28 protein-coding genes are annotated in these 24,396 nt (G+C 73.5%); 6 read left to right on the top strand and 22 right to left on the bottom strand.

Annotation, left to right across the window (positions count from 1 at the left end; translation table 11 throughout):
* Window positions 1–70: 70 nt before the first annotated feature.
* The 8 genes from trpA to hisI all read right to left on the bottom strand — a co-directional run bounded on the left by trpA (window position 71) and on the right by hisI (window position 7,229).
* Window positions 71–880, bottom strand: a complete 810-nt coding sequence (trpA, locus tag ABZ883_RS31205; protein WP_360912032.1) for a tryptophan synthase subunit alpha — start codon at window positions 878–880, stop codon at window positions 71–73.
* The gene (trpB, locus tag ABZ883_RS31200; RefSeq protein ID WP_360912030.1) at window positions 877–2,121 is read right to left on the bottom strand and encodes a tryptophan synthase subunit beta; all 1,245 of its coding nucleotides are present in this window, start codon (window positions 2,119–2,121) and stop codon (window positions 877–879) included. Before trpB ends, trpA begins: the two co-directional genes overlap by 4 nt.
* A 345-nt stretch (window positions 2,122–2,466) precedes the next feature.
* On the bottom strand, window positions 2,467–3,276 hold the full coding sequence (gene trpC, locus ABZ883_RS31195; protein ID WP_360912028.1) for an indole-3-glycerol phosphate synthase TrpC: 810 nt from the start codon (window positions 3,274–3,276) through the stop codon (window positions 2,467–2,469).
* A 170-nt stretch (window positions 3,277–3,446) separates the two neighbouring features.
* Window positions 3,447–3,863 (bottom strand): DUF2752 domain-containing protein, encoded by a 417-nt coding sequence (locus tag ABZ883_RS31190; protein WP_360912026.1) that lies wholly within the window; start codon window positions 3,861–3,863, stop codon window positions 3,447–3,449.
* Between the two features lie 111 nt (window positions 3,864–3,974).
* On the bottom strand, window positions 3,975–4,190 hold the full coding sequence (locus ABZ883_RS31185) for an HGxxPAAW family protein (RefSeq protein ID WP_360912024.1): 216 nt from the start codon (window positions 4,188–4,190) through the stop codon (window positions 3,975–3,977).
* A 120-nt stretch (window positions 4,191–4,310) separates the two neighbouring features.
* The gene (locus tag ABZ883_RS31180) at window positions 4,311–4,991 is read right to left on the bottom strand and encodes a TIGR02234 family membrane protein (protein ID WP_360912022.1); all 681 of its coding nucleotides are present in this window, start codon (window positions 4,989–4,991) and stop codon (window positions 4,311–4,313) included.
* 43 nt (window positions 4,992–5,034) lie between these two features.
* Window positions 5,035–6,555, bottom strand: coding sequence for an anthranilate synthase component I (locus tag ABZ883_RS31175; protein ID WP_360912020.1), 1,521 nt, complete (start codon window positions 6,553–6,555; stop codon window positions 5,035–5,037).
* 326 nt (window positions 6,556–6,881) lie between these two features.
* Window positions 6,882–7,229, bottom strand: a complete 348-nt coding sequence (gene hisI / locus ABZ883_RS31170) for a phosphoribosyl-AMP cyclohydrolase (RefSeq protein ID WP_360912018.1) — start codon at window positions 7,227–7,229, stop codon at window positions 6,882–6,884.
* An 83-nt stretch (window positions 7,230–7,312) separates the two neighbouring features.
* On the opposite strand from hisI, the gene ABZ883_RS31165 reads away from it, so the two are divergent.
* Together ABZ883_RS31165 and ABZ883_RS31160 are read left to right on the top strand one after the other, a co-directional pair.
* Entirely contained in the window at window positions 7,313–8,107 is a 795-nt protein-coding gene (locus ABZ883_RS31165) for a hypothetical protein (protein ID WP_360912016.1), read from the top strand.
* Window positions 8,108–8,146: 39 nt separating this feature from the next.
* Window positions 8,147–8,785: a TIGR03085 family metal-binding protein gene (locus ABZ883_RS31160; RefSeq protein ID WP_360912013.1), complete on the top strand. Its 639-nt coding sequence runs from the start codon at window positions 8,147–8,149 to the stop codon at window positions 8,783–8,785.
* Here ABZ883_RS31160 and ABZ883_RS31155 read toward each other — a convergent pair.
* From ABZ883_RS31155 to hisD, 10 genes are all read right to left on the bottom strand, one after another.
* On the bottom strand, window positions 8,782–10,047 hold the full coding sequence (locus ABZ883_RS31155; protein ID WP_360912010.1) for an MFS transporter: 1,266 nt from the start codon (window positions 10,045–10,047) through the stop codon (window positions 8,782–8,784). The two genes, ABZ883_RS31160 and ABZ883_RS31155, sit on opposite strands and share 4 nt — an antisense overlap.
* Window positions 10,048–10,079: 32 nt before the next feature.
* Entirely contained in the window at window positions 10,080–10,694 is a 615-nt protein-coding gene (locus ABZ883_RS31150; RefSeq protein ID WP_360912008.1) for a helix-turn-helix domain-containing protein, read from the bottom strand.
* Window positions 10,695–10,799: 105 nt separating this feature from the next.
* Window positions 10,800–11,564, bottom strand: coding sequence for an imidazole glycerol phosphate synthase subunit HisF (gene hisF, locus ABZ883_RS31145; protein ID WP_360912006.1), 765 nt, complete (start codon window positions 11,562–11,564; stop codon window positions 10,800–10,802).
* On the bottom strand, window positions 11,561–11,971 hold the full coding sequence (locus tag ABZ883_RS31140; protein WP_360912004.1) for a RidA family protein: 411 nt from the start codon (window positions 11,969–11,971) through the stop codon (window positions 11,561–11,563). The genes hisF and ABZ883_RS31140 overlap by 4 nt, the downstream gene beginning before the upstream one ends.
* Window positions 11,968–12,702, bottom strand: coding sequence for a bifunctional 1-(5-phosphoribosyl)-5-((5-phosphoribosylamino)methylideneamino)imidazole-4-carboxamide isomerase/phosphoribosylanthranilate isomerase PriA (gene priA, locus ABZ883_RS31135; RefSeq protein WP_360912002.1), 735 nt, complete (start codon window positions 12,700–12,702; stop codon window positions 11,968–11,970). The genes ABZ883_RS31140 and priA overlap by 4 nt, the downstream gene beginning before the upstream one ends.
* Window positions 12,703–12,716: 14 nt before the next feature.
* Window positions 12,717–13,367 carry an imidazole glycerol phosphate synthase subunit HisH gene (gene hisH / locus ABZ883_RS31130; protein ID WP_360911999.1) on the bottom strand — a complete coding sequence of 217 codons (651 nt, stop codon included), beginning with the start codon at window positions 13,365–13,367 and terminating at the stop codon, window positions 12,717–12,719.
* Window positions 13,368–13,380: 13 nt separating this feature from the next.
* Window positions 13,381–13,533: a hypothetical protein gene (locus tag ABZ883_RS31125; protein WP_319661089.1), complete on the bottom strand. Its 153-nt coding sequence runs from the start codon at window positions 13,531–13,533 to the stop codon at window positions 13,381–13,383.
* Entirely contained in the window at window positions 13,530–14,123 is a 594-nt protein-coding gene (hisB, locus tag ABZ883_RS31120) for an imidazoleglycerol-phosphate dehydratase HisB (protein ID WP_319661088.1), read from the bottom strand. The genes ABZ883_RS31125 and hisB overlap by 4 nt, the downstream gene beginning before the upstream one ends.
* A 4-nt stretch (window positions 14,124–14,127) precedes the next feature.
* Window positions 14,128–15,246 (bottom strand): histidinol-phosphate transaminase, encoded by a 1,119-nt coding sequence (locus ABZ883_RS31115; protein ID WP_360912166.1) that lies wholly within the window; start codon window positions 15,244–15,246, stop codon window positions 14,128–14,130.
* Entirely contained in the window at window positions 15,225–16,547 is a 1,323-nt protein-coding gene (gene hisD / locus ABZ883_RS31110; RefSeq protein ID WP_360911996.1) for a histidinol dehydrogenase, read from the bottom strand. The genes ABZ883_RS31115 and hisD overlap by 22 nt, the downstream gene beginning before the upstream one ends.
* Before the next feature lie 130 nt (window positions 16,548–16,677).
* Here hisD and ABZ883_RS31105 point away from each other — a divergent pair, with 130 nt between their 5' ends.
* The 3 genes from ABZ883_RS31105 to ybaK all read left to right on the top strand — a co-directional run bounded on the left by ABZ883_RS31105 (window position 16,678) and on the right by ybaK (window position 20,036).
* A complete protein-coding gene (locus tag ABZ883_RS31105; RefSeq protein ID WP_360911994.1) occupies window positions 16,678–18,201 on the top strand; it encodes an oxidoreductase in 1,524 nt (507 codons plus the stop codon).
* Window positions 18,202–18,798: 597 nt separating this feature from the next.
* Window positions 18,799–19,518, top strand: a complete 720-nt coding sequence (locus ABZ883_RS31100; protein ID WP_360911992.1) for an LON peptidase substrate-binding domain-containing protein — start codon at window positions 18,799–18,801, stop codon at window positions 19,516–19,518.
* Between the two features lie 17 nt (window positions 19,519–19,535).
* Entirely contained in the window at window positions 19,536–20,036 is a 501-nt protein-coding gene (gene ybaK / locus ABZ883_RS31095; protein WP_360911990.1) for a Cys-tRNA(Pro) deacylase, read from the top strand.
* Between the two features lie 10 nt (window positions 20,037–20,046).
* Here the strand turns inward: ybaK and ABZ883_RS31090 are convergent, their stop codons facing one another.
* From ABZ883_RS31090 to ABZ883_RS31075, 4 genes are all read right to left on the bottom strand, one after another.
* Window positions 20,047–20,631: an ABC transporter permease gene (locus ABZ883_RS31090; RefSeq protein WP_360912164.1), complete on the bottom strand. Its 585-nt coding sequence runs from the start codon at window positions 20,629–20,631 to the stop codon at window positions 20,047–20,049.
* 84 nt (window positions 20,632–20,715) lie between these two features.
* The gene (locus tag ABZ883_RS31085; protein WP_360911988.1) at window positions 20,716–21,549 is read right to left on the bottom strand and encodes an ABC transporter permease; all 834 of its coding nucleotides are present in this window, start codon (window positions 21,547–21,549) and stop codon (window positions 20,716–20,718) included.
* Between the two features lie 88 nt (window positions 21,550–21,637).
* Window positions 21,638–22,651, bottom strand: coding sequence for an ABC transporter ATP-binding protein (locus ABZ883_RS31080; RefSeq protein ID WP_360911986.1), 1,014 nt, complete (start codon window positions 22,649–22,651; stop codon window positions 21,638–21,640).
* Window positions 22,652–22,712: 61 nt separating this feature from the next.
* Window positions 22,713–23,951, bottom strand: a complete 1,239-nt coding sequence (locus tag ABZ883_RS31075) for an NYN domain-containing protein (RefSeq protein ID WP_360911984.1) — start codon at window positions 23,949–23,951, stop codon at window positions 22,713–22,715.
* A gap of 197 nt (window positions 23,952–24,148) precedes the next feature.
* Here ABZ883_RS31075 and ABZ883_RS31070 point away from each other — a divergent pair, with 197 nt between their 5' ends.
* A complete protein-coding gene (locus ABZ883_RS31070) occupies window positions 24,149–24,322 on the top strand; it encodes a hypothetical protein (protein WP_360911982.1) in 174 nt (57 codons plus the stop codon).
* The last annotated feature ends 74 nt before the right edge of the window (window positions 24,323–24,396 follow it).

Below are 24,396 nucleotides of genomic sequence, written 5' to 3'. Positions count from 1 at the left end.
GGACAACGAACCGGGGGCGCACCTGCGCGCGCCCCCGGCCGTAATTCGCCCGTTCGGGCGACGCCGGCCCTCAGCGGCGGACGCCCTTGGCCAGGTCGGCGGCGAGTTCGCGCACCGCCGTGAGGCCCTGCTCCAGGTCCGGCGCGTCCAGCAGCTTCTTGACGAAGGCCGATCCGACGATCACACCGTCGGCGAAGCCGGCGACCTCGGCCGCCTGCTCCCCGTTGGAGACGCCGAGGCCCACACAGACCGGCAGTGCGGTCTGCGCCCGGGTGCGGCCCACCAGCTCGGCCGCCTCGGCGCCGACGCTCGCCCGGGTGCCCGTGACGCCCATCAGCGAGGCGGCGTAGACGAAGCCGGTGCCCGCCGCCGTGATCTTCGCCAGCCGCTCGTCCCGGCTGCTCGGCGCGACGACGAAGACGGTGGCCAGCCCGTGCTGCTCGGCCGCCTTGCGCCAGCCCTCGGACTCCTCCACGGGCAGGTCCGGCAGGATGCAGCCCGCGCCGCCCGCCTCGGCGAGCTCCGTGGCGAAGCGCTCGGCGCCGTAGCGGTCGACCGGGTTCCAGTACGTCATGACCAGGACCGGCTTGCCGGTCGCGGCGTGCGCCTCGCGCACCGTGCGCATGACGTCCTTGATCCGGACGCCGCCGCGCAGCGCGATGTCGTCGGCGGTCTGGATGACCGGGCCGTCGAGCACCGGGTCGCTGTGCGGCAGGCCCACCTCGACGATGTCCGCGCCGCCCTCCAGGGCCGCCTTGACGGCCGCGATGCCGCCGTCGACCGTCGGGAAGCCCGCCGGCAGGTAGGCGACCAGCGCCGCCCGCCCCTCGGCCTTCGCGGCGGCCAGGGTCCGGTCCAGCAGTTCGATCCGCCCGCTCACTTCTCGGCCCCCTCGGCCCCGTCGTACAGCCCGAACCAGCGGGCCGCGGTGTCCATGTCCTTGTCGCCGCGCCCGGAGAGGTTGACCAGGATCAGGCCGTCCTCGCCGAGTTCACGGCCGAGCTGCAGCGCTCCCTCGAGGGCGTGGGCGCTCTCGATCGCCGGGATGATGCCCTCGGTCTGCGACAGCAGGCGCAGCGCCCGCATGGCCTCGTCGTCGGTGACCGGGCGGTACTCCGCGCGGCCGGTCTCCCTGAGGTAGGCGTGCTCCGGGCCGATGCCGGGGTAGTCCAGTCCGGCCGAGATCGAGTACGGCTCGGTGATCTGCCCCTCGTCGTCCTGGAGGACGAAGGAGCGCGAACCGTGCAGGATGCCGGGCTCGCCCTTGGTGAGCGTCGCGGCGTGCTCGCCGGAGTCCACGCCGCGGCCGGCCGCCTCCAGGCCCACCAGGCGCACCGACGCGTCGGGGATGAAGGCGTGGAACAGGCCGATGGCGTTGGACCCGCCGCCGACGCACGCGGCGACCGCGTCGGGCAGCCGGCCGGCCCGCTCCAGGATCTGCCGGCGCGCCTCGACGCCGATGACGCGGTGGAAGTCGCGCACCATGGCCGGGAAGGGATGCGGGCCGGCGGCGGTGCCGAACAGGTAGTGCGTGCGGTCCACGTTGGCGACCCAGTCGCGGAACGCCTCGTTGATCGCGTCCTTCAGCGTGCGGCTGCCGGACTTCACCGAGACGACCTCGGCGCCCAGCATGCGCATGCGGGCGACGTTCAGCGCCTGGCGCTCGGTGTCGATCTCGCCCATGTAGATCGTGCACTCCATGCCGAACAGCGCGCACGCGGTCGCCGTGGCCACGCCGTGCTGGCCGGCGCCGGTCTCGGCGATCACCCGGGTCTTGCCCATGCGCTTGGTGAGCAGCGCCTGGCCCAGCACGTTGTTGATCTTGTGCGAGCCGGTGTGGTTGAGGTCCTCGCGCTTGAGGAAGATCCGCGCGCCGCCGGCGTGCTCGGCGAACCGCGCCGCCTCGGTGAGCGGGCTAGGGCGGCCGGCGTAGTGCACCAGCAGGTCGTTCAGCTCCGCGGCGAAGGCCGGGTCGGACTTGGCCTTGTCGTACTCGACGGCGACCTCGTCCACGGCGGCGACGAGCGCCTCCGGGATGAACTTGCCGCCGTACCGGCCGAAGTAGCCCTCGGCGCTGGGCACCCGGCCCTCGGGGTCGGGAATGAAGAAGTCTTCGGGCATGACGTTTCTCGGCTCCTTCGGGGGCGCGTCGGCAGCCCCCAGAGTCTCGCGTACCAATGGTCACGTTACGGCGGTCGCCGCGCGGATCGCGCCGCCCGCGGCGGTGCGCGCGTCCGGAACCCGGGCAGCGGCGGGCGGTGTCCGGCGGCGGGTCGCCACCGGTCGCGTCCGCGTCCCGGTCAGGAGGACGGCGCAGCCGTCAGCGCCATCGGCGACCGTTGATCTGCCCCGGCTCGCAGCCGATGTGGTACCGCACGCGGCGCCCGAGAATGCGCCGCGCGGGCGCGCGGCAGCCACGGGGACGGCAGCCCCGGGCCAGTCGCGCGTACGTCTTCATGCGGGCCGTCAGCCCCGTCCGTGGCGCAGCGCGGGGTGGGCCCCGGCGGCGACGAGGTCGGCGACCGCGGTCCTGGGGTCGCGGCCGGTGACCAGCGACTCGCCGACCAGCACGGCGTCGGCGCCGTCGTTGGCGTAGGCGATGAGGTCGTGCGGGCCGCGGACGCCGGACTCGGCGACCTTGACGATGTGGTCGGGGATCTCCGGCGCGACCCGGGCGAAGGTGCCCCGGTCGACCTCCAGCGTCTTCAGGTTGCGCGCGTTGACGCCGATGACCCGGGCGCCGGCGTCGACGGCGCGGGCGACCTCGTCCTCGTCGTGCACCTCGACCAGCGGGGTGAGCCCGATGGACTCGGCCCGCTCGATCAGGGAGACCAGCGCGTCCTGCTCCAGCGCGGCCACGATCAGCAGCGCGAGGTCGGCACCGTAGGCGCGCGCCTCCCACAGCTGGTACGCGGTGACAATGAAGTCCTTGCGCAGCACGGGGATGTCGACCTTGGCCCGCACGGCCTCCAGGTCCGCGAGCGAGCCGCCGAAGCGGCGCTGCTCGGTCAGGACCGAGATGACCGCCGCGCCGCCCGCCTCGTAGTCCGCGGCGAGGCCCGCCGGGTCGGCGATGGCGGCGAGGGCGCCCTTGGAGGGACTGGACCGCTTGACCTCGCAGATGACGGTGACGCCCTCGCCGCGCAGGGCGGCCACGCCGTCCTTCGCGTCACGCGCCTTGGCGGCGCGCTGCTTGAGCTCGTCGAGCGAGACCCGGGCCTGCCGCTCGGCGAGGTCTTCGCGGACGCCGTCGATGATCTCGTCGAGCACACTCACGCGAGGGGACCCCTTCCGAAAGCGAAACGATCAAGCCAGTGAGATGTTCCACCAGCACTGCGATGGTAACCGCCGGGGGCCGCCGGACCCGCATCCGGCGGAACCAACGACCACCAGGTGGACAGATCGGACAGGCCCAGACAGCCACGGACAGGCACAGGCAGCCGCCGTCAGGGCGCCAGCGCGGCCCCGAACGGCAGGTTCCGGACAACGGTGAAGACCACCACGACCGCCCCCACCGCCCACCAGTGCGCCGGCCGCAGGTTGACCGAGAACGGCCGCCCCCGCAGCGCCCGGGAGATCCAGACGACCATCGCCACGGCGAAGACGAGGTACATGACGACGGCCACCGCGTTGAGGCCGAACGCGGTCCCGAAGTCACCGTGCGCCACCGCGTACGCGCTGCGCAGCCCGCCGCAGCCCGGGCAGTACAGGCCCGTGTAGTGCAGGAGCGGGCAGACCGGGTAGTGCCCGGGGTGGTTGGGGTCGACGGTCCCGACGTAGGCGAAGGCGGCGGCGACGCCGCCCAGCAGGCCCAGCGGGGCGGCGAGGGCGCTCGCCTTCGGTGTGATGGCGGTCTCGGTCACCCGCCGATTGTCCCGCGCCGGGCCGCTGGGGAACACCCGGGGTCGGCGTGGAAACGGCGAAACCGCCCGCGGCGCACGGCCGGGGCGGCTCCGGTGCCGTGGTGCGGCAGGTCAGCCGCGCGCGGCCTTGCCCGCCACCGGCTTGCCCAGACCGGCGGCACGCATGCCGAGGCCGATGAGACCGCCCACCGCGGCCAGGGCCAGGCCCGCGAACATGCCGATCGGCTCCGCCAGGACGACGAAAGCACCCGCGACGCAGAAGCCGATGAAGGCGATGATCACGCCGGTCCAGGCGGCAGGGGTGTGTCCGTGGCTGTTGCCCGCCATGAGTGCTCCCAAGTCGTTCTACTGAAGGTTCGTTTGGTCGTTCGCCGCGCGATGGCACGCGTCGCGGCCCATTGTCCCCTGTTCCGCTCACGCTCCGCGCGCGGGGGGTGGCCCGGCGCGTCAGCGCGCGTCGGTGGGGTCCTCGCCGCGGTCCAGCGCCTTCCAGATGTCCTCGGGGCGCTCCTCGCCGTCGGCGGTCCGGGCCTTCCGGGCCCCGGCGGGGCGGGCCGCCGCTCCGCCGTCCCGCTCGTAGCGGCTCGACATCCCCGGCCAGGCCGCGGCGCGCAGGACGGCCGTGACCCCGGCGAGCAGCAGCAGCGCCCCGCCCACGACCGACACGGCGGGCCAGGCGGTGGTGGCGGTGTCCGTCGCGGTGGCCCGGGTCAGTCCGCTGGCGGCGGCCGCGGCGGCGTCCAGCGAGGAAGCGTCCCCGGTGGTGAGCAGTGCGGCAAGCAGGGCGCCCGCCCCGCACAGCGCGAGCAGCGCGCTCACGACCCTGCGGGCCGCCCCGCGCACGGCGAAGACCGCGACCAGCGAGGCCAGTCCCACCAGTGCCAGTGCGCCCGGCACCGCCGTCACCTGGCTGCCGTCGGCGTGCACCGCCACCCCGGCACCCGCCGCACCGGCGAAACCGTGCTGCCAGGTCTTGCCCGCGGCCAGCAGTACGAGCGCCGCGCCCAGCGCTCCGCCCGCCAGCGCGACGGCCATGCTGCGACGGCCGCCCGCGCGGTGCGGCCCGGGGGGCACGGCCGTGCTTGCAGCATCGGCATCGGCACGGGGCTGGGGTACGGCGCTGGTCATCCCACCACTATCCCCCCTCGCCCCGCGGCCCGCGTACGCGGGGCTACGCCCCCGCGCCCATCCGGTTCGCCGTCGCCACGGCGCGCAGCACCGCCGCCGCCTTGTTGCGGCACTCGGTGTCCTCCGAGACCGGGTCGGAGTCGGCGACGATGCCGGCGCCCGCCTGGACGTACGCCGTGCCGTCGCGCAGCAGCGCGGTGCGGATGGCGATGGCCGTGTCCGAGTCGCCCGCGAAGTCCAGATAGCCCACGCAGCCGCCGTACAACCCGCGGCGCGTCGGCTCCAGTTCGTCGATGATCTGCATCGCCCGCGGCTTCGGCGCCCCCGACAGCGTCCCGGCCGGGAAGCACGCCGTCAGCACGTCGAACGCGGTGCGGCCGGCCCCCAGGGTGCCGGTGACGGTCGAGACGATGTGCATCACGTGGCTGTAGCGCTCGATCGACATGAAGTCGACGACCTCCACACTGCCCGGCTCGCACACCCGGCCCAGGTCGTTGCGGCCCAGGTCCACCAGCATCAGGTGCTCCGCCCGCTCCTTGGGGTCGGCCAGCAACTCGTCGGCCAGCGCCTGGTCCTCACGAGGCGTCGCACCGCGGGGGCGCGTGCCCGCGATCGGGTGCACCGTGGCGCGGCCGTCCTCCACCTTCACCAGCGCCTCGGGGCTCGACCCCACCACGTCGAAGCCCTCGAACCGCAACAGGTACATGTACGGGGAGGGGTTGGTGGCCCGCAGCACCCGGTACACGTCCAGCGCGCTCGCCGGGCACGGCGTCTCGAACCGCTGCGACGGCACCACCTGGAACGCGTCGCCGGCCCTGATGTACTCCTTCGTCCGCTCCACCGCCCCGTGGTACGCGGCGCCGCCGAAGCGCGCCGTGATCTCCTCCGGGAGCCGTGACGGGGGCAGTTCCACCGGCGCGGTGTCCACCGGCCGGGACAGGTCCGCGGTCATCGCGTCGAGCCGCGCCACGGCGTCCGCGTACGCCTCGTCCACCCCGGTGTCCAGGTCGTTGTGGTTGATCGCGTTGGCGATCAGCAGCACGGAGCCGTCCCAGTGGTCCAGCACCGCAAGGTCGGAGGTCAGCAGCATCGTGAGCTCGGGCAGCCCCAGATCGTCCCGCGCGTGGTCCCCCACGCGCTCCAGCCGGCGCACCACGTCGTACCCCAGGTACCCGACCATCCCGCCGGTGAACGGCGGCAGCCCCGCGTCCTCGTGCAGGTCCCGCGGCGTGTGCAGCGCCTCCGTCGTGGCCCGCAGCGCCTCCAGCGGATCGCCGCCCCGGGGTACCGCCACGGGCGGCGTCCCCAGCCAGTGCGCCTGCCCGTCCCGCTCGGTCAGCGTCGCCGCGCTGCGCACGCCCACGAACGAATACCGCGACCAGGAACGCCCGTTCTCCGCCGACTCCAGCAGGAACGTCCCCGTCCGCTCACCCGCCAGCTTCCGGTACAGCCCGACCGGGGTGTCCCCGTCGGCCAGCAGCTTCCTGCTGACCGGAATCACCCGCCGGTCCATCGCCAGCTTGCGGAACGTATCGAGGTCGGGGGTGACAGTGCCCGTGGTCATGCCCCGCAGCCTAGTGCCCCGGCGGTTCCGCTCCGCGCGGCGCGTTCCCGCGGCGCGGGGGGCCGAAGCGTGCCCGGAGCGTCCCCCTCCCCCGGGTTGCCCTGGCGCCGCTTGTCGCGGTCCGGCTGGGCCCGGTCGTCGGGCTCCCCCGGCACATTGCTGGAAGGTGCCCCGGCGAGTGAGCCGAAGGGGGAGCGGCCGCTGCCGAAAAGGAGAGCACGCGCAGGCCGTGAGGAACGAGCGGCTGAGCATGGTCGACTTCCCCCAGCTACCGCTGGGAGGTGCCCCCGGCAGCGGCTCAGCGACCCGGAGGCGAACCGAGCCCCTCAAGAAAGGGGCAGCACGTCCGCGTCGAAGCAGGTGCGGTCGCCGGTGTGGCAGGCCGCGCCGATCTGGTCGACCTTCACCAGGATCGTGTCGCCGTCGCAGTCCAGGGCCACCGACTTGACGTGCTGGACGTGCCCCGACGTGTCGCCCTTGACCCAGTACTCCTGGCGGCTGCGGCTCCAGTAGGTGCAGCGGCCGGTGGTCAGGGTGCGGTGCAGCGCCTCGTCGTCCATCCATCCGAGCATGAGGACCTCACCCGTGTCGTACTGCTGGGCGACGGCCGGGACGAGCCCGTCGGACGTGCGCTTGAGGCGGGCGGCGAGGGCGGGGTCGAGCGGGGATTCCATGCCCTCCATTCTGCCGCGTCCGGGCAGGCCGTACTTCGGCTCCCGCACACACGACGATCACCCGTATGGGGCATGCTTCGTCCATGAGTTTTCCTCCGCAGCCCCCTCCCGACGACCCGCGCTCCGGCCAGGGCGGCGGTTTCGGGCCGCCCCCCGGGGGTTTCGGTCCGCCGCAGCACCAGCCGCAGCAGCCTCAGCCCTACCAGCCCCAGCCGTACCAGCCCCAGCAGGCGCCGCAGGCGCCCTACCAGCAGCAGCCGCAGCCGGGTGGCTACGGCGGCTATCCGCCCCCGCAGCCTCCTCCGCGCAGCGGCGGCGGGGCGAAGATCGCGGCGTTGGTCATCGGGGCGGTCGTGCTGATCGCGGTGATCGTCGGCGGTCTCGCGGTGGCACTGGGCGGTGGCGACGACGGCAAGGACGCGGCGGCGTCCTCCAGCAGCCCGGCGGCCTCGGCCACGACCTCGTCGCAACCCACGGACCCGACGGACACCGGCACCTCGCCGGCGCCCGGGGAGACGTTCCGCAAGTACGTGGTGCTCGATGTGGGCCAGTGCTTCAACGACCCCGGGCTGGACAGCAGCGTCACCGAGGTCACGCCGGTCCCCTGCAACGGCCCGCACGACGCCGAGGTCATCGCCCACGAGAAGATCACCGGCACCTATGCCACCGAGGCCGCGCTGAAGACGAAGGTCCTCAAGCTCTGCGAGGCGGACGCCGGCAAGCGCCTGGACCACATCACGGACAGCCGCACGTTCTACTACTACGCGCTCTACCCGAAGCTGGCCGGGTACCAGGTGCAGGGCAAGGACACGGTCTCCTGCTCCCTGACGCTCAGCAACAAGCCCGATGGCGAGAAGCTGACCAAACCGCTCTCGTAGGTGCTGCCCGTGGGCGGGGAGCCGACGTAGGCTGACGGCATGTCGACTCATGCCCAGCGTGAACGTCTGCTCCTCGCCGACCTGCTGGAGAGCGCCGGCTCCGACGCGCCCACCCTCTGCAAGGGCTGGACCACCCGCGACCTGGCCGCGCACATCGTCGTCCGCGAACGGCGCAGCGACGCTTCGGCCAGCGTGGTCATCCCGCAGCTCGCGGCCCGGTCGGAGCGGATCCGCCAGGAGTTCGTGGCCAAGCCGTACGAGGAACTCGTCCAGCTCATCCGCACCGGGCCGCCGCGGCTGTCGCCGTTCGCCCTCAAGCAGATCGACGAAGCGGCCAACACCGTTGAGTTCTTCGTCCATTCCGAGGATGTGCGCCGGGCCCAGCAGGACTGGTCGCCCCGCCGGCTGGACCCGGTCTTCGCCGACCTGCTCTGGTCCCGCCTGGAGCGTTCCGCCCGGCTGCTGGGCCGCAAGGCGCCGGTCGGCGTCGTGCTGCGCCGCCCCGACGGGCAGACCGCGGTGGCACACCGCGGCACGCCGGTCGTGACGGTCACCGGCGAGCCGGCGGAGCTGCTGCTGTTCGCCTTCGGGCGGCAGGAGGCGGCCCAGGTGGAGACCGAGGGCGACAAGGATGCCGTGGGCCGGCTGTACGAGGCCCGGCTCGGTATCTCGGGCTAGGACCTGTCGGCGAGTTCGGCCCGGCGCAGCGCGGGCGCGGCGAGCCCGAGGAGGGCTCCCGCGGCCGCGACCGCCGCGCTCGCGACGAACACCGGCCGGGCGCCCCAGGCGCCGATGGCGGCGCCCGTCAGCGGAAAGCTCAGGGGTGCGATGCCGAGGGAGAACAGCGCGGCGACGGAGCTGACCCGGCCGAGGTAGGGACCCTCGGTGACGGTCTGCAGCAGGGCGCCGCAGAGCGCGCCGCTGAATCCGGCCACGAGGCCGACGACGGCCGCGACGGCGACCGCCGCGGGCAGGGCCGGCACGAAGGCGAGCAGCGCGACGGCGACCGCTCCGACGCCGAGGCAGCAGGACTGGGCGAGTCCGGCGCGCGGCAGCCGCCCGCGTACGGTCAGCAGCAGCGAGGCGGCGCCCGCGCCGGCGCCGAATCCGCTGACGATCCATCCGAGCCCCGCGGCGCCCCAGCCGCGTTCTGCGGCGAGCAGGGTGAGGCCGATGTTGAGCGGGCCGGCGAAGCCGAGTTCCCCCACCGCGATGACGGTCATGAGGGCGGCGAGCACGCGGCGCCGGCGTATGTAGCGCAGGCCCTCGGTCAGGTCCTTCCAGGGCGTGGCGGCCCGGCCCTCTGCCCCGAGGTCGTCGGGCGGCAGCGGCGCCAGGCGGACGGCGGCCAGCAGCGCGAGCGAGACGGCGAAGAGGGTGCCCGCGGCGGCGAAGGCGACGGAGGGGCCGCCCGTCGCGACGGCGGTGCCGCCCAGCGAGGCGCCGGCGACGCTGCCGACGCGGACCGCGATGCCCTTCATCCCGTTGAGCCGGCCCAGTTGGCCGGGGCCGGTGATGCGGGGCGGGAGGGCGCCGACGGCGGGGAGGAAGACGGCGTCCACCGCGCCGAAGAGCAGCGCGATCACGGCGAGGGCCCACAGTCCCGGCGTGGTGAGGGCGAGCAGCGCGGCCGCCGCGAACATGACCACGCAGCGCGTCAGGTCGCTGCCGATGACGATGCGGCGCGGGCCGAAGCGGTCGGCGAGCACGCCCCCGCCGAGCATCAGCACGGCGCGCGGCACCGCGCCTGCCGCGAGCACCAGTCCGGCCCGTCCGGGGTCGCCGGCGCGTGTCGCGGCCCAGGACAGGGCGAGGAACCACATGGCGTCGCCGATGAGCGAGGCCGTGAACGCGGCCAGCCAGCGCAGGACGTTGGCGTCCCGGTGGGCGGGGAGGCCGGGCGGGGCAAGGGGCGGTGCGGAGATTCCGGGGGCCGCCATGCGGTCGCCTCCTTCGTCGGCTGGTGCCGGGGTCAGGGCCGGTAGGGGAATCCGTACAGGTGCACGGCGACGTGCTCGCGGCCCGCGGTGTCGCCGGCGTCCTCGGCGGCGCGCGCCCGGTCGGTCCACCGCGTCATCAGTTCGTGGAGTTCCGCGCCGAGTCGGCGGGTCTCCTCCACCGTCAGGCGGGGCAGGTACTCGGAGCTGAAGCCGGCGTCCGACCATTCCCTGCCCCAGGCGTGCTGCTGGTCGAGGTAGGAGGCGTAGCGCTCGTACCGGGTGGCGAGCAGGTGGCGGGTGACCTCGCCCATCACGGCCGCGCCCTCGGGGCGGTCGACGAAGTCCGAGGAGCGGAAGGTGATTCCGCGCTCGGTGGTGACCTTCCACCAGCGTTCGCGGGCGTCGCTGCTCTGCCCGGGGGCCTCGGCGATGAAGCCGTGCGCGGCGAGCTTGCGCAGGTGGTAGCTGACCAGCGAGACGGCCTCGTCGACCTGGTCGGCCAGTTGGGAGGCGGTGGCGGTGCGGGCGGTGAACAGCGCGCGGTAGAGCTTGATCCGCAGCGGGTGCGTGAAGACCTTGAGCGCGTCGAGGTCGGTGATCCGGTGCGGGGCGTCCGCGGTGCCGTCGGGGGGCGTGGGCTCTGCCATGTCCCGGAGACTAGATACAAAAGAAAAGTTGCGCAAGATAATTTGCGCAACTGGTCGTGCGCATAACGGCGCGGGCTTTTCCGGGAGTTGTCCGCCGGGGGCGGATCAGCGGACGGGCCGGCCGGCCTCGCGCAGCGTCTGCTTGACCTCGCGGATACGCAGGTCGCCGAAGTGGAAGACGGAGGCGGCGAGGACCGCGTCCGCGCCCGCGGCGACGGCCGGGGCGAAGTGGGAGAGCGCGCCGGCGCCGCCGGAGGCGATGACGGGGACCGTGACGAGCCTGCGCACGGCGGCGATCATCTCCGTGTCGTAGCCGTCCTTGGTGCCGTCGGCGTCCATGGAGTTCAACAGGATCTCCCCCGCGCCGAGTTCGGCCGCGCGGTGCGCCCACTCCACCGCGTCGATGCCGGTGCCCCGGCGGCCGCCGTGCGTGGTGACCTCGAAGCCGGACGGGGTGCCGGCGTCCGTGCGGCGGGCGTCCACCGACAGGACGAGGACCTGCCGGCCGAAGCGTTCGGCGATCTCGCGGATCAGCTCGGGCCGGGCGATGGCGGCGGTGTTGACGCCCACCTTGTCGGCGCCGGCGCGCAGCAGCTTGTCGACGTCCTCGGCGGAGCGCACGCCGCCGCCGACGGTGAGCGGGATGAAGACCTGCTCGGCGGTGCGCCGCACCACGTCGTAGGTGGTCTCGCGGTTGCCGGAGGACGCGGTGATGTCGAGGAAGGTGAGCTCGTCCGCGCCCTCGGCGTCGTACAGCCTGGCCATCTCGACGGGGTCGCCGGCGTCGCGGAGGTCGCGGAAGTTGACGCCCTTGACTACCCGGCCGTTGTCCACGTCCAGGCAGGGGATGACTCGGACCGCCAGGGTCATTGCGCTCGGGCTCCTCGGAATGCTTCCAGTTCGACTTCGACCAGGACCCGCGGGTCCATGAACCCCGAGACCACGACGATCGTCGTGGCCGGGCGGGCGCGGTCGAAGAACTCCTTGTGCGCCCGGCCGACCTCCTCCACGTCATGGGTGTGGGTGAGGTACATGCGGGTGCGGACGACGGAGTCGGCGTCCAGTCCGAACGCCTCCAGCGCGGCGAGGGCCTTGGTGAACGCGACCTTCGCCTGCTCGTACGGATCGCCCTCGCCGAAGAGCACGGTGCCCTCGAACGGCATCGTGCCCGCGACGTGGACACGGTCCCCCGCCGCGACCGCGCGTGCGAAACCGAACTGCTCCTCCCAGGGGCTGTCGCTGTGCACCCGCCGTACGTCGTCGGGGGTTTCCGTCATCGGGACACCGCCTCCAGGGCCTCTTCCAGGGTGAACGCCTCGGCATAGAGCGCCTTCCCGACAATGGCGCCCTCGACGCCCTGCGGCACCAGGGAGGCGATGGCCCGCAGGTCGTCGAGGGAGGAGACGCCGCCGGAGGCGACGACCGGCCGGTCGGTGGCCGCGCACACGTTCTTCAGCAGCTCCAGGTTGGGGCCCTGCAAGGTGCCGTCCTTGTTGATGTCGGTGACGACGTACCGGGCGCACCCCTCGGAGTCCAGGCGGGCCAGCGTCTCGTAGAGGTCGCCGCCGTCACGGGTCCAGCCGCGGCCGCGCAAGGTGGTGCCGCGGACGTCCAGGCCGACCGCGATCCTGTCGCCGTGCTCCGCGATGACCTTGGCGACCCACTCGGGGGTCTCCAGCGCCGCGGTGCCGAGGTTGACCCGGGTGCAGCCGGTGGCGAGCGCCGCGGCCAGCGTCTCGTCGTCGCGGATGCCGCCGGACAGCTCGACCTTGATGTCCATGGAGCCGGCGACCTCGGCGATCCGGGCGCGGTTGTCGCCCGTGCCGAAGGCGGCGTCCAGGTCGACCAGGTGCAGCCACTCGGCGCCGGCCCGCTGCCAGGCGAGGGCGGCGGCCATCGGGTCGCCGTAGGACGTCTCGGAGCCCGACTCCCCGTGGACGAGGCGGACTGCCTGACCGTCGCGGACGTCGACGGCGGGGAGGAGTTCGAGGCGGTGCGTCGTGCTCATGACGGCGTCGGGTCCTAGTCCTTGAAGGTGTCGAGCCAGTTGGACAGCAACTGGGCGCCGGCGTCGCCGGACTTCTCGGGGTGGAACTGGGTGGCCCACAGCGGGCCGTTCTCCACCGCGGCGACGAACGGCTCGCCGTGCGTCGCCCAGGTGACCTTGGGAGCCCTGATGGCCGGGTTGCCGGTCTCCAGCTCCCACGAGCGCACCGCGTAGGAGTGCACGAAGTAGTACCGCGCGTCGGCGTCGAGCCCCGCGAACAACTGCGAGTCCCCGGGCGCCTTGACGGTGTTCCAGCCCATGTGCGGCACGATCGGCGCGCGCAGCGGCTCGACCGTGCCGGGCCACTCGTCGCAGCCCTCGGTGGTCACGCCGTGCTCGACACCCTGCGCGAAGAGGATCTGCATGCCGACACAGATGCCCAGCACCGGGCGGCCGCCGGCGAGGCGGCGGCCGATGGCCTGTTCGCCGCGCACCGCCTTCAGCCCCGCCATGCAGGCGGCGAACGCGCCGACGCCGGGCACGAGCAGCCCGTCGGAGTCCAGGGCCTTGCCGAAGTCGGCGGTGATCTCGACGTCCGCGCCCACCCGGGCCAGCGCCCGCTCCGCGGAACGCACATTGCCGAAGCCGTAGTCGAGGACCACGACCTTCCTGGCGGCCTTGCTCATCTGCGCGAACCCCCTACAGCCGCAGCAGGCCGGACACCAGCGACATGGCCGAGCCGATGCCGAGCAGCACGATGACGCCCTTGGGCATCTTCTGCTTCCAGAACGAGTAGACGCCGCCGGCCAGGAAGAGGCCCAACAGGATGAACAGGATGGCCGGCTTGGTCACAGCGCGCCCTTCGTCGACGGGAGGATGCCCGCGGCGCGGGGGTCGCGCTCGGAGGCGTAGCGCAGGGCCCGGGCCAGCGCCTTGAACTGGCACTCCACGATGTGGTGGGCGTTGCGCCCGTACGGCACGTGGACGTGCAGGGCGATCTGCGCCTGGGCGACGAAGGACTCCAGGATGTGCCGGGTCATCGTCGTGTCGTAGGAGCCGATCATCGGTGCCATGTTCTCCGGCTCGGTGTGCACCAGGTAGGGGCGGCCGGAGAGGTCCACGGTGACCTGGGCGAGGGACTCGTCCAGCGGCACCGTGCAGTTGCCGAAGCGGTAGATGCCCACCTTGTCGCCGAGCGCCTGCTTGAAGGCGGCGCCGAGCGCGAGGGCGGTGTCCTCGATGGTGTGGTGGGTGTCGATGTGCAGGTCGCCCTCGGTCTTGACCGTGAGGTCGAAGAGGCCGTGGCGGCCGAGCTGGTCGAGCATGTGGTCGTAGAAGCCGACTCCGGTGGAGATCTCGGTCCTGCCGGTGCCGTCGAGGTCGAGCTCGACGACGACGGAGGTCTCCTTGGTCGTGCGCTCCACGCGGCCGACGCGTGTCATGTGGTTACCGCTCCTTCTTCAGCTCGCGCACCGCTTCGAGGAACGCGTCGTTCTCGGCGGGGGTGCCCGCGGTGACCCGCAGCCACCCCGGTACGCCGTTGTCACGGACGAGGACGCCGCGGTCGAGGATCGACTGCCACGCCCGGTGGCTGTCCTCGAAGCGTCCGAACTGCACGAAGTTGGCGTCCGAGTCGACGACCTCGTACCCGATCCCCCGCAGTTCCCCGACCAGGCGGTCCCGCTCGGACTTCAGCTGCTCGACGTACCCGAGCAGGGTATCGGTGTGCTCCAGCGCGGCGAGCGCGGTGGCCTGGGTGACCGCCGACAGGTGGTACGGCAGGCGCACCAGCTGCACCGCGTCCACGACCGCCGGGTGCGCCGCGAGATAGCCCAGGCGCAGGCCGGCGGCGCCGAAGGCCTTGGACATGGTGCGGCTGACCACCAGGTGGGGGCGGCCCTCGATCAGCGGCAGCAGCGACGGGGAGTGGCTGAACTCGCCGTACGCCTCGTCGACCACGACCAGCGAGGGGCGGGCGGCCTGCGCGGCCTCGTAGAGGGCCAGCACGGTGTCGGCCGCGACCGCGGAGCCGGTCGGGTTGTTGGGCGAGGTGATGAACACCACGTGCGGCCGGTGCTCGGCGACGGCCCTCCCCGCGGCGGCCACGTCGATGGTGAAGTCGTCCTCGCGGGGCCCGGCCACCCAGCCGGTGCCGGTGCCGCGCGCGATCAGGCCGTGCATCGAGTACGAGGGCTCGAAGCCGATCGCGGTGCGGCCGGGGCCGCCGAAGGTCTGCAGCAGTTGCTGGATGACCTCGTTGGAGCCGTTGGCGGCCCACACATTGGCCGGCCCCACCGCGTGGCCCGCGGTGCGGGTCAGGTACTTGGCGAGTTCGGTGCGCAGCTCCACCGCGTCCCGGTCGGGATACCGGTTGAGGTCGCGGGCGGCCTCGCGGACCCGCTCGGCGATCCGCTCGACCAGCGCCTCGGGCAGCGGGTACGGGTTCTCGTTGGTGTTCAGGCGTACGGGGACGTCGAGTTGGGGCGCTCCGTACGGGGACTTGCCGCGCAGCTCGTCCCGGATGGGCAGGTCGTCGATGCCGGTCACGAGCCCGGTACCGTCCAGTCGAATCGTGCCCGCACCGCCGCGCCGTGCGCCGGCAGGTCCTCGGCGTCGGCGAGCGTCACCACGTGGCCGGCGACCTCCGCCAGCGCCTCGCGCGTGTAGTCGACGACGTGGACGCCGCGCAGGAACGACTGCACCGACAGGCCCGAGGAGTGGCAGGCACAGCCGCCGGTGGGCAGGACGTGGTTGGACCCGGCCGCGTAGTCGCCGAGCGAGACGGGGGCGTACGCGCCGACGAAGATCGCGCCCGCGTTGCGCACCCGGGCGGCGACCGCCCTCGCGTTCTCGGTCTGGATCTCCAAGTGCTCGGCCGCATAGGCGTCCACCACTCGCAGGCCCTGCTCGATCCCGTCGACCAGCACGATGCCGGACTGGCGGCCGGACAGGGCCGGGGCGATCCGGTCCTCGACGTGCTTGGTGGCGGCGACCTGGCGCTCCAGCTCCTTCTCCACCGCCTCGGCGAGGTCGACGGAGTCGGTGACCAGGACGGCCGCGGCCAGCGGGTCGTGCTCGGCCTGGCTGATCAGGTCGGCGGCGACGTGCACCGGGTCGGCGGTGGCGTCGGCGAGGATGGCGATCTCGGTGGGACCGGCCTCCGCGTCGATGCCGATACGGCCCTTGAGCAGGCGCTTGGCAGCGGCGACCCAGATGTTGCCGGGGCCGGTGACCATGTTCACCGGACGGCACTCCTCGGTGCCGTACGCGAACATCGCGACGGCCTGGGCGCCGCCCGCCGCGTACACCTCGTCCACGCCGAGCAGCGCGCACGCGGCGAGGATCGTCGGGTGCGGCAGACCGCCGAAGTCCTTCTGCGGCGGCGAGGCGACGGCCATCGAGCCGACCCCGGCCTCCTGGGCGGGAACCACGTTCATCACCACGGACGACGGGTAGACCGAGCGGCCACCCGGCACGTACAGCCCCACCCGCTCCACCGGCACCCAGCGCTCGGTGACCGTGCCGCCCGGCACGACCTGCGTGGTGTGGTCGGTGCGGCGCTGCTCGCCGTGGACGAGCCGGGCGCGGCGGACCGACTCCTCCAGCGCTGCCCGCACCTTCGGGTCCAGCTCCGCCAGGGCGCGGGTCAGCGCCCCGGCCGGAACCCGTACCCGGTCGATGGTGACCCCGTCGAACCTCTGCGCGTAGTCGATCAGTGCCGCGGTGCCGCGATGCCTCACGTCGTCGCAGATCGGCCGCACCTTCTCCAGGGCGGCCTCGACGTCCAGCTCGGCACGGGGCAGCAGATCGCGGTCGATGCCGTCCTCGGGGAAGGCGTCACCGCGCAGATCGATTCGGGAGATCACCCTCCCAAGTGTAGAGAACCGGCCACCGCGGCTTCGCCGAGTATCAGTCCCTGATACGCGTACGGCTCCCCAGGGGTGATCATCCCCGCTACCGTTTCCGTCGTCGTCGCCAGCAAGGGGAGGGAACCCGGTGACCGAGCCGCCGGACATCGCGCCGCCGCACGACTGGACCCCGGTGGAACAGGGCCTGTGGCGGGCCTTCCGCCTCGGCGAGCTGTACGACCTGCGCACCGGCATACCCGAGCGCGACGACCCGGCCGCCGACCGCTTCTGGGGCCCCGACCGCACCGTGCGCGCCGAGACCGTCGCCCGGCTCCTGCTGGACGGACCGCCCGCCGCCTCCGGGCGTGTCTCCTGCGTGAAGCTGTCCGGCGCGCAGATCAGCGGGCAGCTCAACCTCTCCGGCGGCACGGTCGTGCCGTACGTGGAACTGCACGACTGCCGCTTCGAGCAGCAGGTGCTGCTCGCGGAGTGCAGCTTCACCACCCTGCGCATGGTGCGCTGCGCCATACCGCGACTGGAGGCCGCCCGGCTGCACACCTCCGGCGACCTGCACCTGCCGCAGTGCACCATCGAGGGCGGCGTACGGCTCACCGACGCCCACATCGGCACGGACCTGCTGCTCAACCAGATCACCCTGCGCAAGGACCGGCACGGGCGGGCACTGGCCGCCGACGGCCTGAGCGTCGCCCAGGACGTCGAGGCCGAACTCATGGAGGCGACCGGCGAGATCAGCCTGCGCAGCGCCCGCATCGGCGGCCGCCTCAGCCTGCGCGGCAGCCGGCTGCGCAACCCCGAGGGCCGCTACGCGCTCAACGCCGCCCGCGTGACCGTCGAGCACACCCTCTACCTCAGCTCCGGCGGCGTCCGGCCCTTCAGCAGCGACGGCGGGGTCCGCCTCGACGACGGGCGCTTCGGCAACGGCGTGATCATCCACCGCGCCCGCTTCCGGCTCGCGGAGGGCCAGCAGCTGTCGCTGCGCCGCGTCCAGACCCCGGAACTGCGGATCACCCTCGACCAGCCGCCGACCGGCACGGTCTCACTGGCCGCCGCCCGCGTCGGCAACCTCACCGACAACCGCACCTGCTGGCCCGGCACCGGCGGCATGGACCTGACCGGCTTCACCTACGGCTCCCTCACACCCGAGGGCTCCTTCCCGCTCCGCGCCCGCATCGGCTGGCTCGCGGCGGCGACCCCCGAGTACAGCCCCGAGCCGTACGAGCAGCTGTCCGCCGCCCTGCGCGCCGGCGGCGAGGACTCCGACGCCCGCGAGGTCCAGCTCGCCAAGCAGCGACGGCGCCGCGAGACCCTCCCCGTCGCCGGAAAGCTCTGGGGCTTCCTCCAGGACATCACCGTCGGCTACGGCTACCGCCCCGGCCGCGCGGCGATCTGGATGGCCCTGCTCTGGGCGATCGGGGCGGTCTACTTCCAGGTCCACGGCGCACCCAGGCCCGTCGACAGCGGCGCCTTCCCGAACTGGAACGCCCCCCTGTTCGCCCTCGACCTGCTGCTGCCGGTCATCAACCTCGGGCAGGACAACGCGTGGCGCCTCAGCGGGAGTGCCCAGTGGGCGGCGGCGTTCCTGACGATGCTGGGGTGGATCCTGGCGACGACGGTGGCCGCGGGTGCGTCGCGGCTTCTGCGCCGCGGCTGACGTTTCCGGGCCAGGTCTTTCCCCCGCCCTCCCGCCCGAGTGCCCGGCACGGTAAGTGCGGGCCCCGCTCCGTTTGCCGTGGGGTCGGTGCCGCGCCGGGGTACGTCCTCAGCGCTCGCGGGTCGGCCCCACATCGTCCGGCATCGACCACGCGGTCACCGCTCGTCGCTTCCGGGCGCACCCCGCCACACCCCCTCCCGGGTCGCTGGGGCGACCTACGGCCGGTGGGGGGTCAGAGAGCACTTGCGACCACCCCGGACCGCCCCTTCACCCACCCACCGGGGATCAGGCGCATGGCGAAACCTGAGGGGGCGGGGGAGTTGGGGGCACCTCCCAGCGGTAGCTGGGGGAGGGTGGCGTTCTGGACTGTGGAGCATATTTGGGTGCACAACCCGGAGTGCGCAGCAGACAGTGCTTGAGGCACCTAAATGTGCTGTCCAGAATGGCAGCCCCGGAGGCCCCGAACCCGGCCCCCCAACAACGCGCGTCGGGGCGCGTGACTTCACAGGGCTGGGGGCACCCCCGGCCGAAGGTTGGGGGAGGGCGGGAGGGTGGGGAAAAGGCCAGGACCGGAAAGCCGGCCCGAAGGGCCTAGGCTTGCTCGTCGTGAACGCTCGTCTCCCCCTCTTCCCCCTGAGCTCCGTCCTCTTCCCCGGCCTCGTGCTCCCCCTCAACGTCTTCGAGGAGCGCTACCGCGCCCTCTTCCGCGCCCTGCTGGAGCTCCCGGAGGAGGAGCCGCGCCGGTTCGGGGTCGTGGCGATCCGGGACGGTCACGAGGTGGCCCCCGCGGGCGAGGAGGACGGCGCGGCGGCGGGCTTCGGCCCGGATCCGGCGGCGTCGCTGTTCACCGTCGGCTGCACCGCGGAGGCGGCCACGATCGGTGAGCGCGAGGGCGGCGGCTTCAAGGTCGTGGCGACCGGCACGACCCGGTTCCGGCTGGTGTCGGTGGACACCTCGGGCCCGTACCTCGTCGGCGAGGTCGAGGAGGTGCCGGAGGAGAACGGCAGCGGTTCCGGCGCGCTGGCGGCCGGTGTCGCGCGGGCCTTCCGCACCTACCAGAAGCGGCTGGCCGGGGCGCGCGAGTCCAGCATCGCGGGCGTGCAGGAGCTTCCGGACGACCCGACCGTGCTGTCGTACCTGGTGGCCGCGGCGGCCGTCGTCGACACCCCGGCCAAGCAGCGGCTGCTGGAGGCCGCGGACACCGCGAGCCGGCTGGAGCAGGAACTGCGGATTCTGCGCCGGGAGGCGGCGGTCATCGACAAGTTGGGCACCCTGCCCGCCGTGGACCTCACCCGCCAGGCTCCGAGCCTGAACTGACGGGACGTCAATTCATCATGGCCAAGAAGAAGCAGTCGCCGTCCGGCGGTACGCCCGCCACCGTCGCCCTGGAGAAGGCGGGCGCCGTCTTCACCGTGCACGCCTACGCGCACGATCCCGCCTCGGAACTGGGGTACGGCGAGGAGGCGGCGCAGGCGCTCGGCACCTCTCCGGACCGGGTGTTCAAGACCCTCGTCGCGGACGTGGACGGCGCACTGACGGTCGCGGTCGTCCCGGTGGCCGGTTCGCTGGATCTCAAGGCGCTGGCCACCGCGGCGGGCGGCAAGCGGGCGGCGATGGCCGACCCGGCGGCCGCGGAGCGTACGACGGGCTATGTGCGGGGCGGTATCTCCCCGCTGGGGCAGCGCAAGCGGCTGCGCACCGTCGTGGACGCCTCTGCCCTGGAGCACGCCACCGTCTTCGTCTCGGCGGGCAAGCGCGGTCTGGAGGTCGAGCTGGCCCCGCAGGACCTGGTCAGGCTCACGGACGCGGTCACCGCGCCGATCGGCCGGGGCTGAGCGGGCCGCGTCAGTCCTTCGGGGGCAGGTGCTGCCCGGGGTGGTCCCAGTACGGCATGAGCGGGGGTTCGGGGTCGCGCGGGCCGAGGCCCACGGTCAGCAGCAGGTGCGTGAGGACGGCGCCCACGGGCCAGGCCAGCAGGGCGCCCTTGGCCTGGAGCTGGAGGGGGCCGTCGAAGACCTTCTTCGGGCCGACGGCCTTGGCGTGCGCTATCAGGTCCGAGGTGGGGCCGAGCCAGACCCCCAGCCGCCAGGCGATCACGGAGCCGAGCAGGGCGCCCACGGCGAGGCCGAACACCACGCCCACTCCCCCGCGCCGTACCCGCCAGAAGGCCAGGGCGGCGGTCAGGACGCCCATGCCGAGGCCGAGCAGCACGAAGGTGCCGTCTCCGCCGACGGCCTGCTCGCCCTCGGTGTCCTTCAGGTAGACCGCCTTGCCGTCGGAGATCAGCGGCACCCGGGGCGCCAGCCAGAGCCACAGCAGTCCGAGCAGCACCCCCGCCACCGCCACGAGCACGGCGGTCAGTGCGCCGTTCCTGAGCTCCTGCGCGGGGGCCATGCGCGAGTCGTCGTCCTTGGGCGACGGCAGCGGCATGGAGGGCCAGTGGTCGTGCGGCGTCAGAGGTGCGGTCACCCTGCCATCGTGCCAGGTACACCCGCGCGACGCGTCATCAGCCCCTCAGCGGCAGGCGGCCCTGCGGTAGGCCCAGGTGGCCACGGCCAGCGAGGCCAGGCCGACGGCGGCGCACACCGACAGGTCGCCGATCACGGCCGGCCAGTGCGGGTGGGCGTCGAAACTGCGGATGAACGCCTCGACCCCGTACGTGGACGGCAGCAGGTCGCGCACGTACCCGATCGGCGCGGGCAGGTTGCCCGCCGGGAGGACGCCCAGCAGCAGCGCCGCGGACATGCCGAGCTGTCCGGCGAGCGTGGCCAGCTCCTGGCGCGGTGCCAGCAGCCCGAGGGCGGCCCCGAGTCCCGACAGCGCGGCGCCGGCCAGCGGAATGACGGCGGCCAGTACCCACAGATGGGTGAACGGGAGCTGGAAGAGGCCGCAGCCGATGGCGGCGGTCACCAGGGTCCCGGGGACCGTGAAGGACGCGTACGCGCCGGCCGCGCCGAGCACCACCGCCGCGGGCGGCACGGGCAGCGTCGCGTAGTGGTCGAGGCCCCCGGAGGCGCGCAGCTGGCCGAAGTACTGGGCGAGCAGGTTGAGCGCGACGAAGGCGACGACGAGGACGCTGGAGCCGGCGACCACCGCGCGGGCGGCCGCGCCGCCGTGCACGACGCCGCGCATGAGCACCATGATCCCGACGGACTGGAACGTCGCGACGAACAGCAGCGGGATGCGCGCGACCCGGGCGCGCGACAGCTGGGCCCGGTAGACCGCGATCATCGCCGGGATCAGCCGGGCACGGGGGGCGAGCGGTGCGGGCGCGCCGGCGAGGGGGGCCGCGGGGGCCGCCGTACGCGCCGCCGCGGTGGTGTCCGCGCCCGCGGAGAGGATGGTCACGCCGCGCCGCCCCGTTCCCCCGCGCGTCCGTCCGGGATCTCGTACACGGCCGTTCCCCTCATGGCTCCGTCGCCGCTGTTGCCGCCGTTCACGCCTTGACCAGCCCCTTCCGGCGGCCGCCGAGGGCCAGGTAGACATCCTCCAGGCTCGGTGTCGCCAGCGTGAAGTCGTCGAGCGCGGCGAAGGCCGGTCCGCCGGTCACCTCGGCGACCACGGCGCGGGCGCGCTCCTGGGGCAGCCGCAGCGTCCAGCGCCGCCCGGTGATCCGCGCGCTCTCGCGCAGCCCCGCGATGCCGGGCACCGACAGCGGGGCCTCGTCACGCCAGACCAGGTCGAGCCGCACCTCGTCGGCGACGAGCGCCTTGAGGCCGGCCGGGGTGTCGCAGGCGATGACACGGCCCTCGTCGACGACCGCGACGCGGTCCAGGACGGTCTCCGCCTCCAGCACGTTGTGGGTGACGAGCAGGACGGTGACGCCGCGCTCGGCCCGCCGCCGGTCGATCGCCGCCCACACGGCGCGCCGGGCGACCGGGTCCATGGAGGTCGTCGGCTCGTCGAGAACGAGCAGTGGCCGCTCCCCCACCAGCGCGGTGGCCAGGCAGGCCAGCCGGCGCTGTCCGCCGGAGAGCTTGCGCAGCGGGCGCCCGGCGAGTCCGGTCAGCCCCAGCTCCTCCAGGACGGCGTCGCGTTCGGCGCGCGCTGAGTGCGCGTCCAGTCCGCGCAGCCGGCCGGTGGTCTCGGCGGCAAGGGCGACGGTGAGCTCGTCCAGGGCGCTGGACTCCTGCCCGAGGTAGCCGATGAGCCGGGAGGCCCGTTCGGGGTGGCGCACCAGGTCGTGGCCGAGGAGGTCGACGCTCCCGGCGTCCGGGCGCAGCAGGCCGGTCAACTGCCGCACCAGGGTGGTCTTCCCGGCACCGTTGGGGCCGAGCAGGCCGAAGATCTCGCCGCCGCGGATGTCGAGGTCGATGCCGTCGTTGGCCCGCACGGCCGGTTTCGCGGCCGCGCGGCGTCCGCGCCCGGCCGGATAGGTCTTGACGAGTCCGCGCACGGTCACGACCACCGCCGTGCGTGCGGCGGTGTCCTGTCCCGTGCCGGTACTCACGAGGGTCGAGACTACGCTCCATCCCGGGCGGTATGCGCCCCAGGGTCGGTCCGGGGCACCCTCACTCCGCGACGGGGGGCCGGGGGACGACCGCGCGGGCGTCGACCTCGCGCCAGAAGCCCGCCCGGATGGCGTAACGGTCGTGCTCGTCGATCTGGTCGTCCTTGTGGGCGAGCAGTCCGAAGCGGGCGGCGTAGCGCAGCAGCTCGCCGTCGATGCGGTGCGGGACGCGGGGGTACTCGGCGGACAGCAGCTGGAGGTGCAGGCCCTCGGTGAGCCGGGCGATCCAGCGCCGGGCGAAGACCTGTCCTACCTCGTAGGGGTCGCCGCTGACGGCGGTGATGTCCTCCTCGCGGTCGGCCCAGCGCTGCTCGGCGCTGGTGAGCTGGGCGAGGGTGGGCAGCCCCGCGTCCACGGCGTCGCTGCCGCCGATCATGCCGCGGTCGGAGGACCAGCGCAGGGTGGCGCCGGCCGCGGCGGAGGAGGGGTGCGGGGCGGAGTGGCCGCGGTGCACGAGCCCGGCGAGGTCCTTGGGGGTGGGCACGAGGCCCTTGCCGACGGTCGCGGGGGGATCGGCGAGCAGTCCCGAGCCGTTCTGCGCGGCGACGGCCACGGCGGGCTCGGCCGCGGGCGGCGGCTCCTCGGGTGCCGCGGGCGGCTGCTTGGCGGCCGGTGCGGGTTCGGGGAGCGGGGCGGAGAGAATGGCGGCGATCTCGGGTCGCGGGGTGGGCGGTGCGCAGACCCCGGCGGGCTCCCGGACCCGGATCGCGCGGGTGATCCACTCGCGGTCCAGCACACGGCGTTCGTCGGCCTCGGCGACCAGGTCCTCGGACTGGTTGAAGTCCCCGTCGGCGGCCTGGACGGCCCACAGGTGGACGGCGACGCCGTGCTCCTTGGCCGACATCATGCCGGGCAGCAGGTCGCCGTCGCCGGTGACGAGCACGACGTCGGAGCAGGCCCGGTTGCGGGCGAGCTCGGACAGTTCGGCGTGCATGGCGGCGTCCACGCCCTTCTGGGCCCAGCGTCCGTCGGTGCGGGTGAGCGCGCCGAGCCGCACGGTGACGCGTGGCATGACCCGCAACCGCCGGTGTTCGGGCTGCGGTACGCGGTCGGGGGCGCCGTCGAACCAGTAGATCCGCAGCAGTGGCTGCCCGGTCTCCTTCTCGGCGCGTTCACGCAAGCCCGCGACGACTTCCGCGTGATCGACCAGGATCCGGGAGCGCGAGGGCTCTCCGGCGAGCAGGCTCGCGGCGGCGCCGAGCAGGTAACCGGCGTCCACCAGGACGACGCAGCGGTCCATCGGTCTCACCCTCTTTTCCGGAGTCCTGTCGTCCGTCCCCCCGACGTTTCCCCGAGTCTGCCCGAACACCGGCTCGTTGTGACCTGTTGGGCGATCACCGGCGCGCCACACAGGGCAACTGCCCGAAATGCGACCTTCGTACTCCCGTGCAAGCCTGAGTGCGGCCCATTCCGTGATTTCCCCCAAGGAGGAACATCGTGGGCAAGAACAAGAACCGGGGCGAGCGCACCGGCCAGCGGTCCGAGCGCAGCACCTCCGCGACCACCGAAGAGCACGCGAAGGGCTCCGGACGCGAGCACATGACGATGACGGCCCCCGGCGCCGAGCCGCATGTGTCGCAGAAGCGGCAGAAGAAGTTCGGCCACAACTAGCGCCGGGCGTCAGTGATCAAGGGTGGCATCCCGCTCGGGGGTGCCACCCTTGATCGTCTTCTCCCTGTGTACGG

Origin of the sequence: Streptomyces sp. NPDC046977 (genome assembly GCF_040644455.1) — a bacterium.
Taxonomy (GTDB): Bacteria; Actinomycetota; Actinomycetes; order Streptomycetales; family Streptomycetaceae; genus Actinacidiphila.
This window is presented reverse-complemented; position numbering and strand designations above follow the sequence as displayed.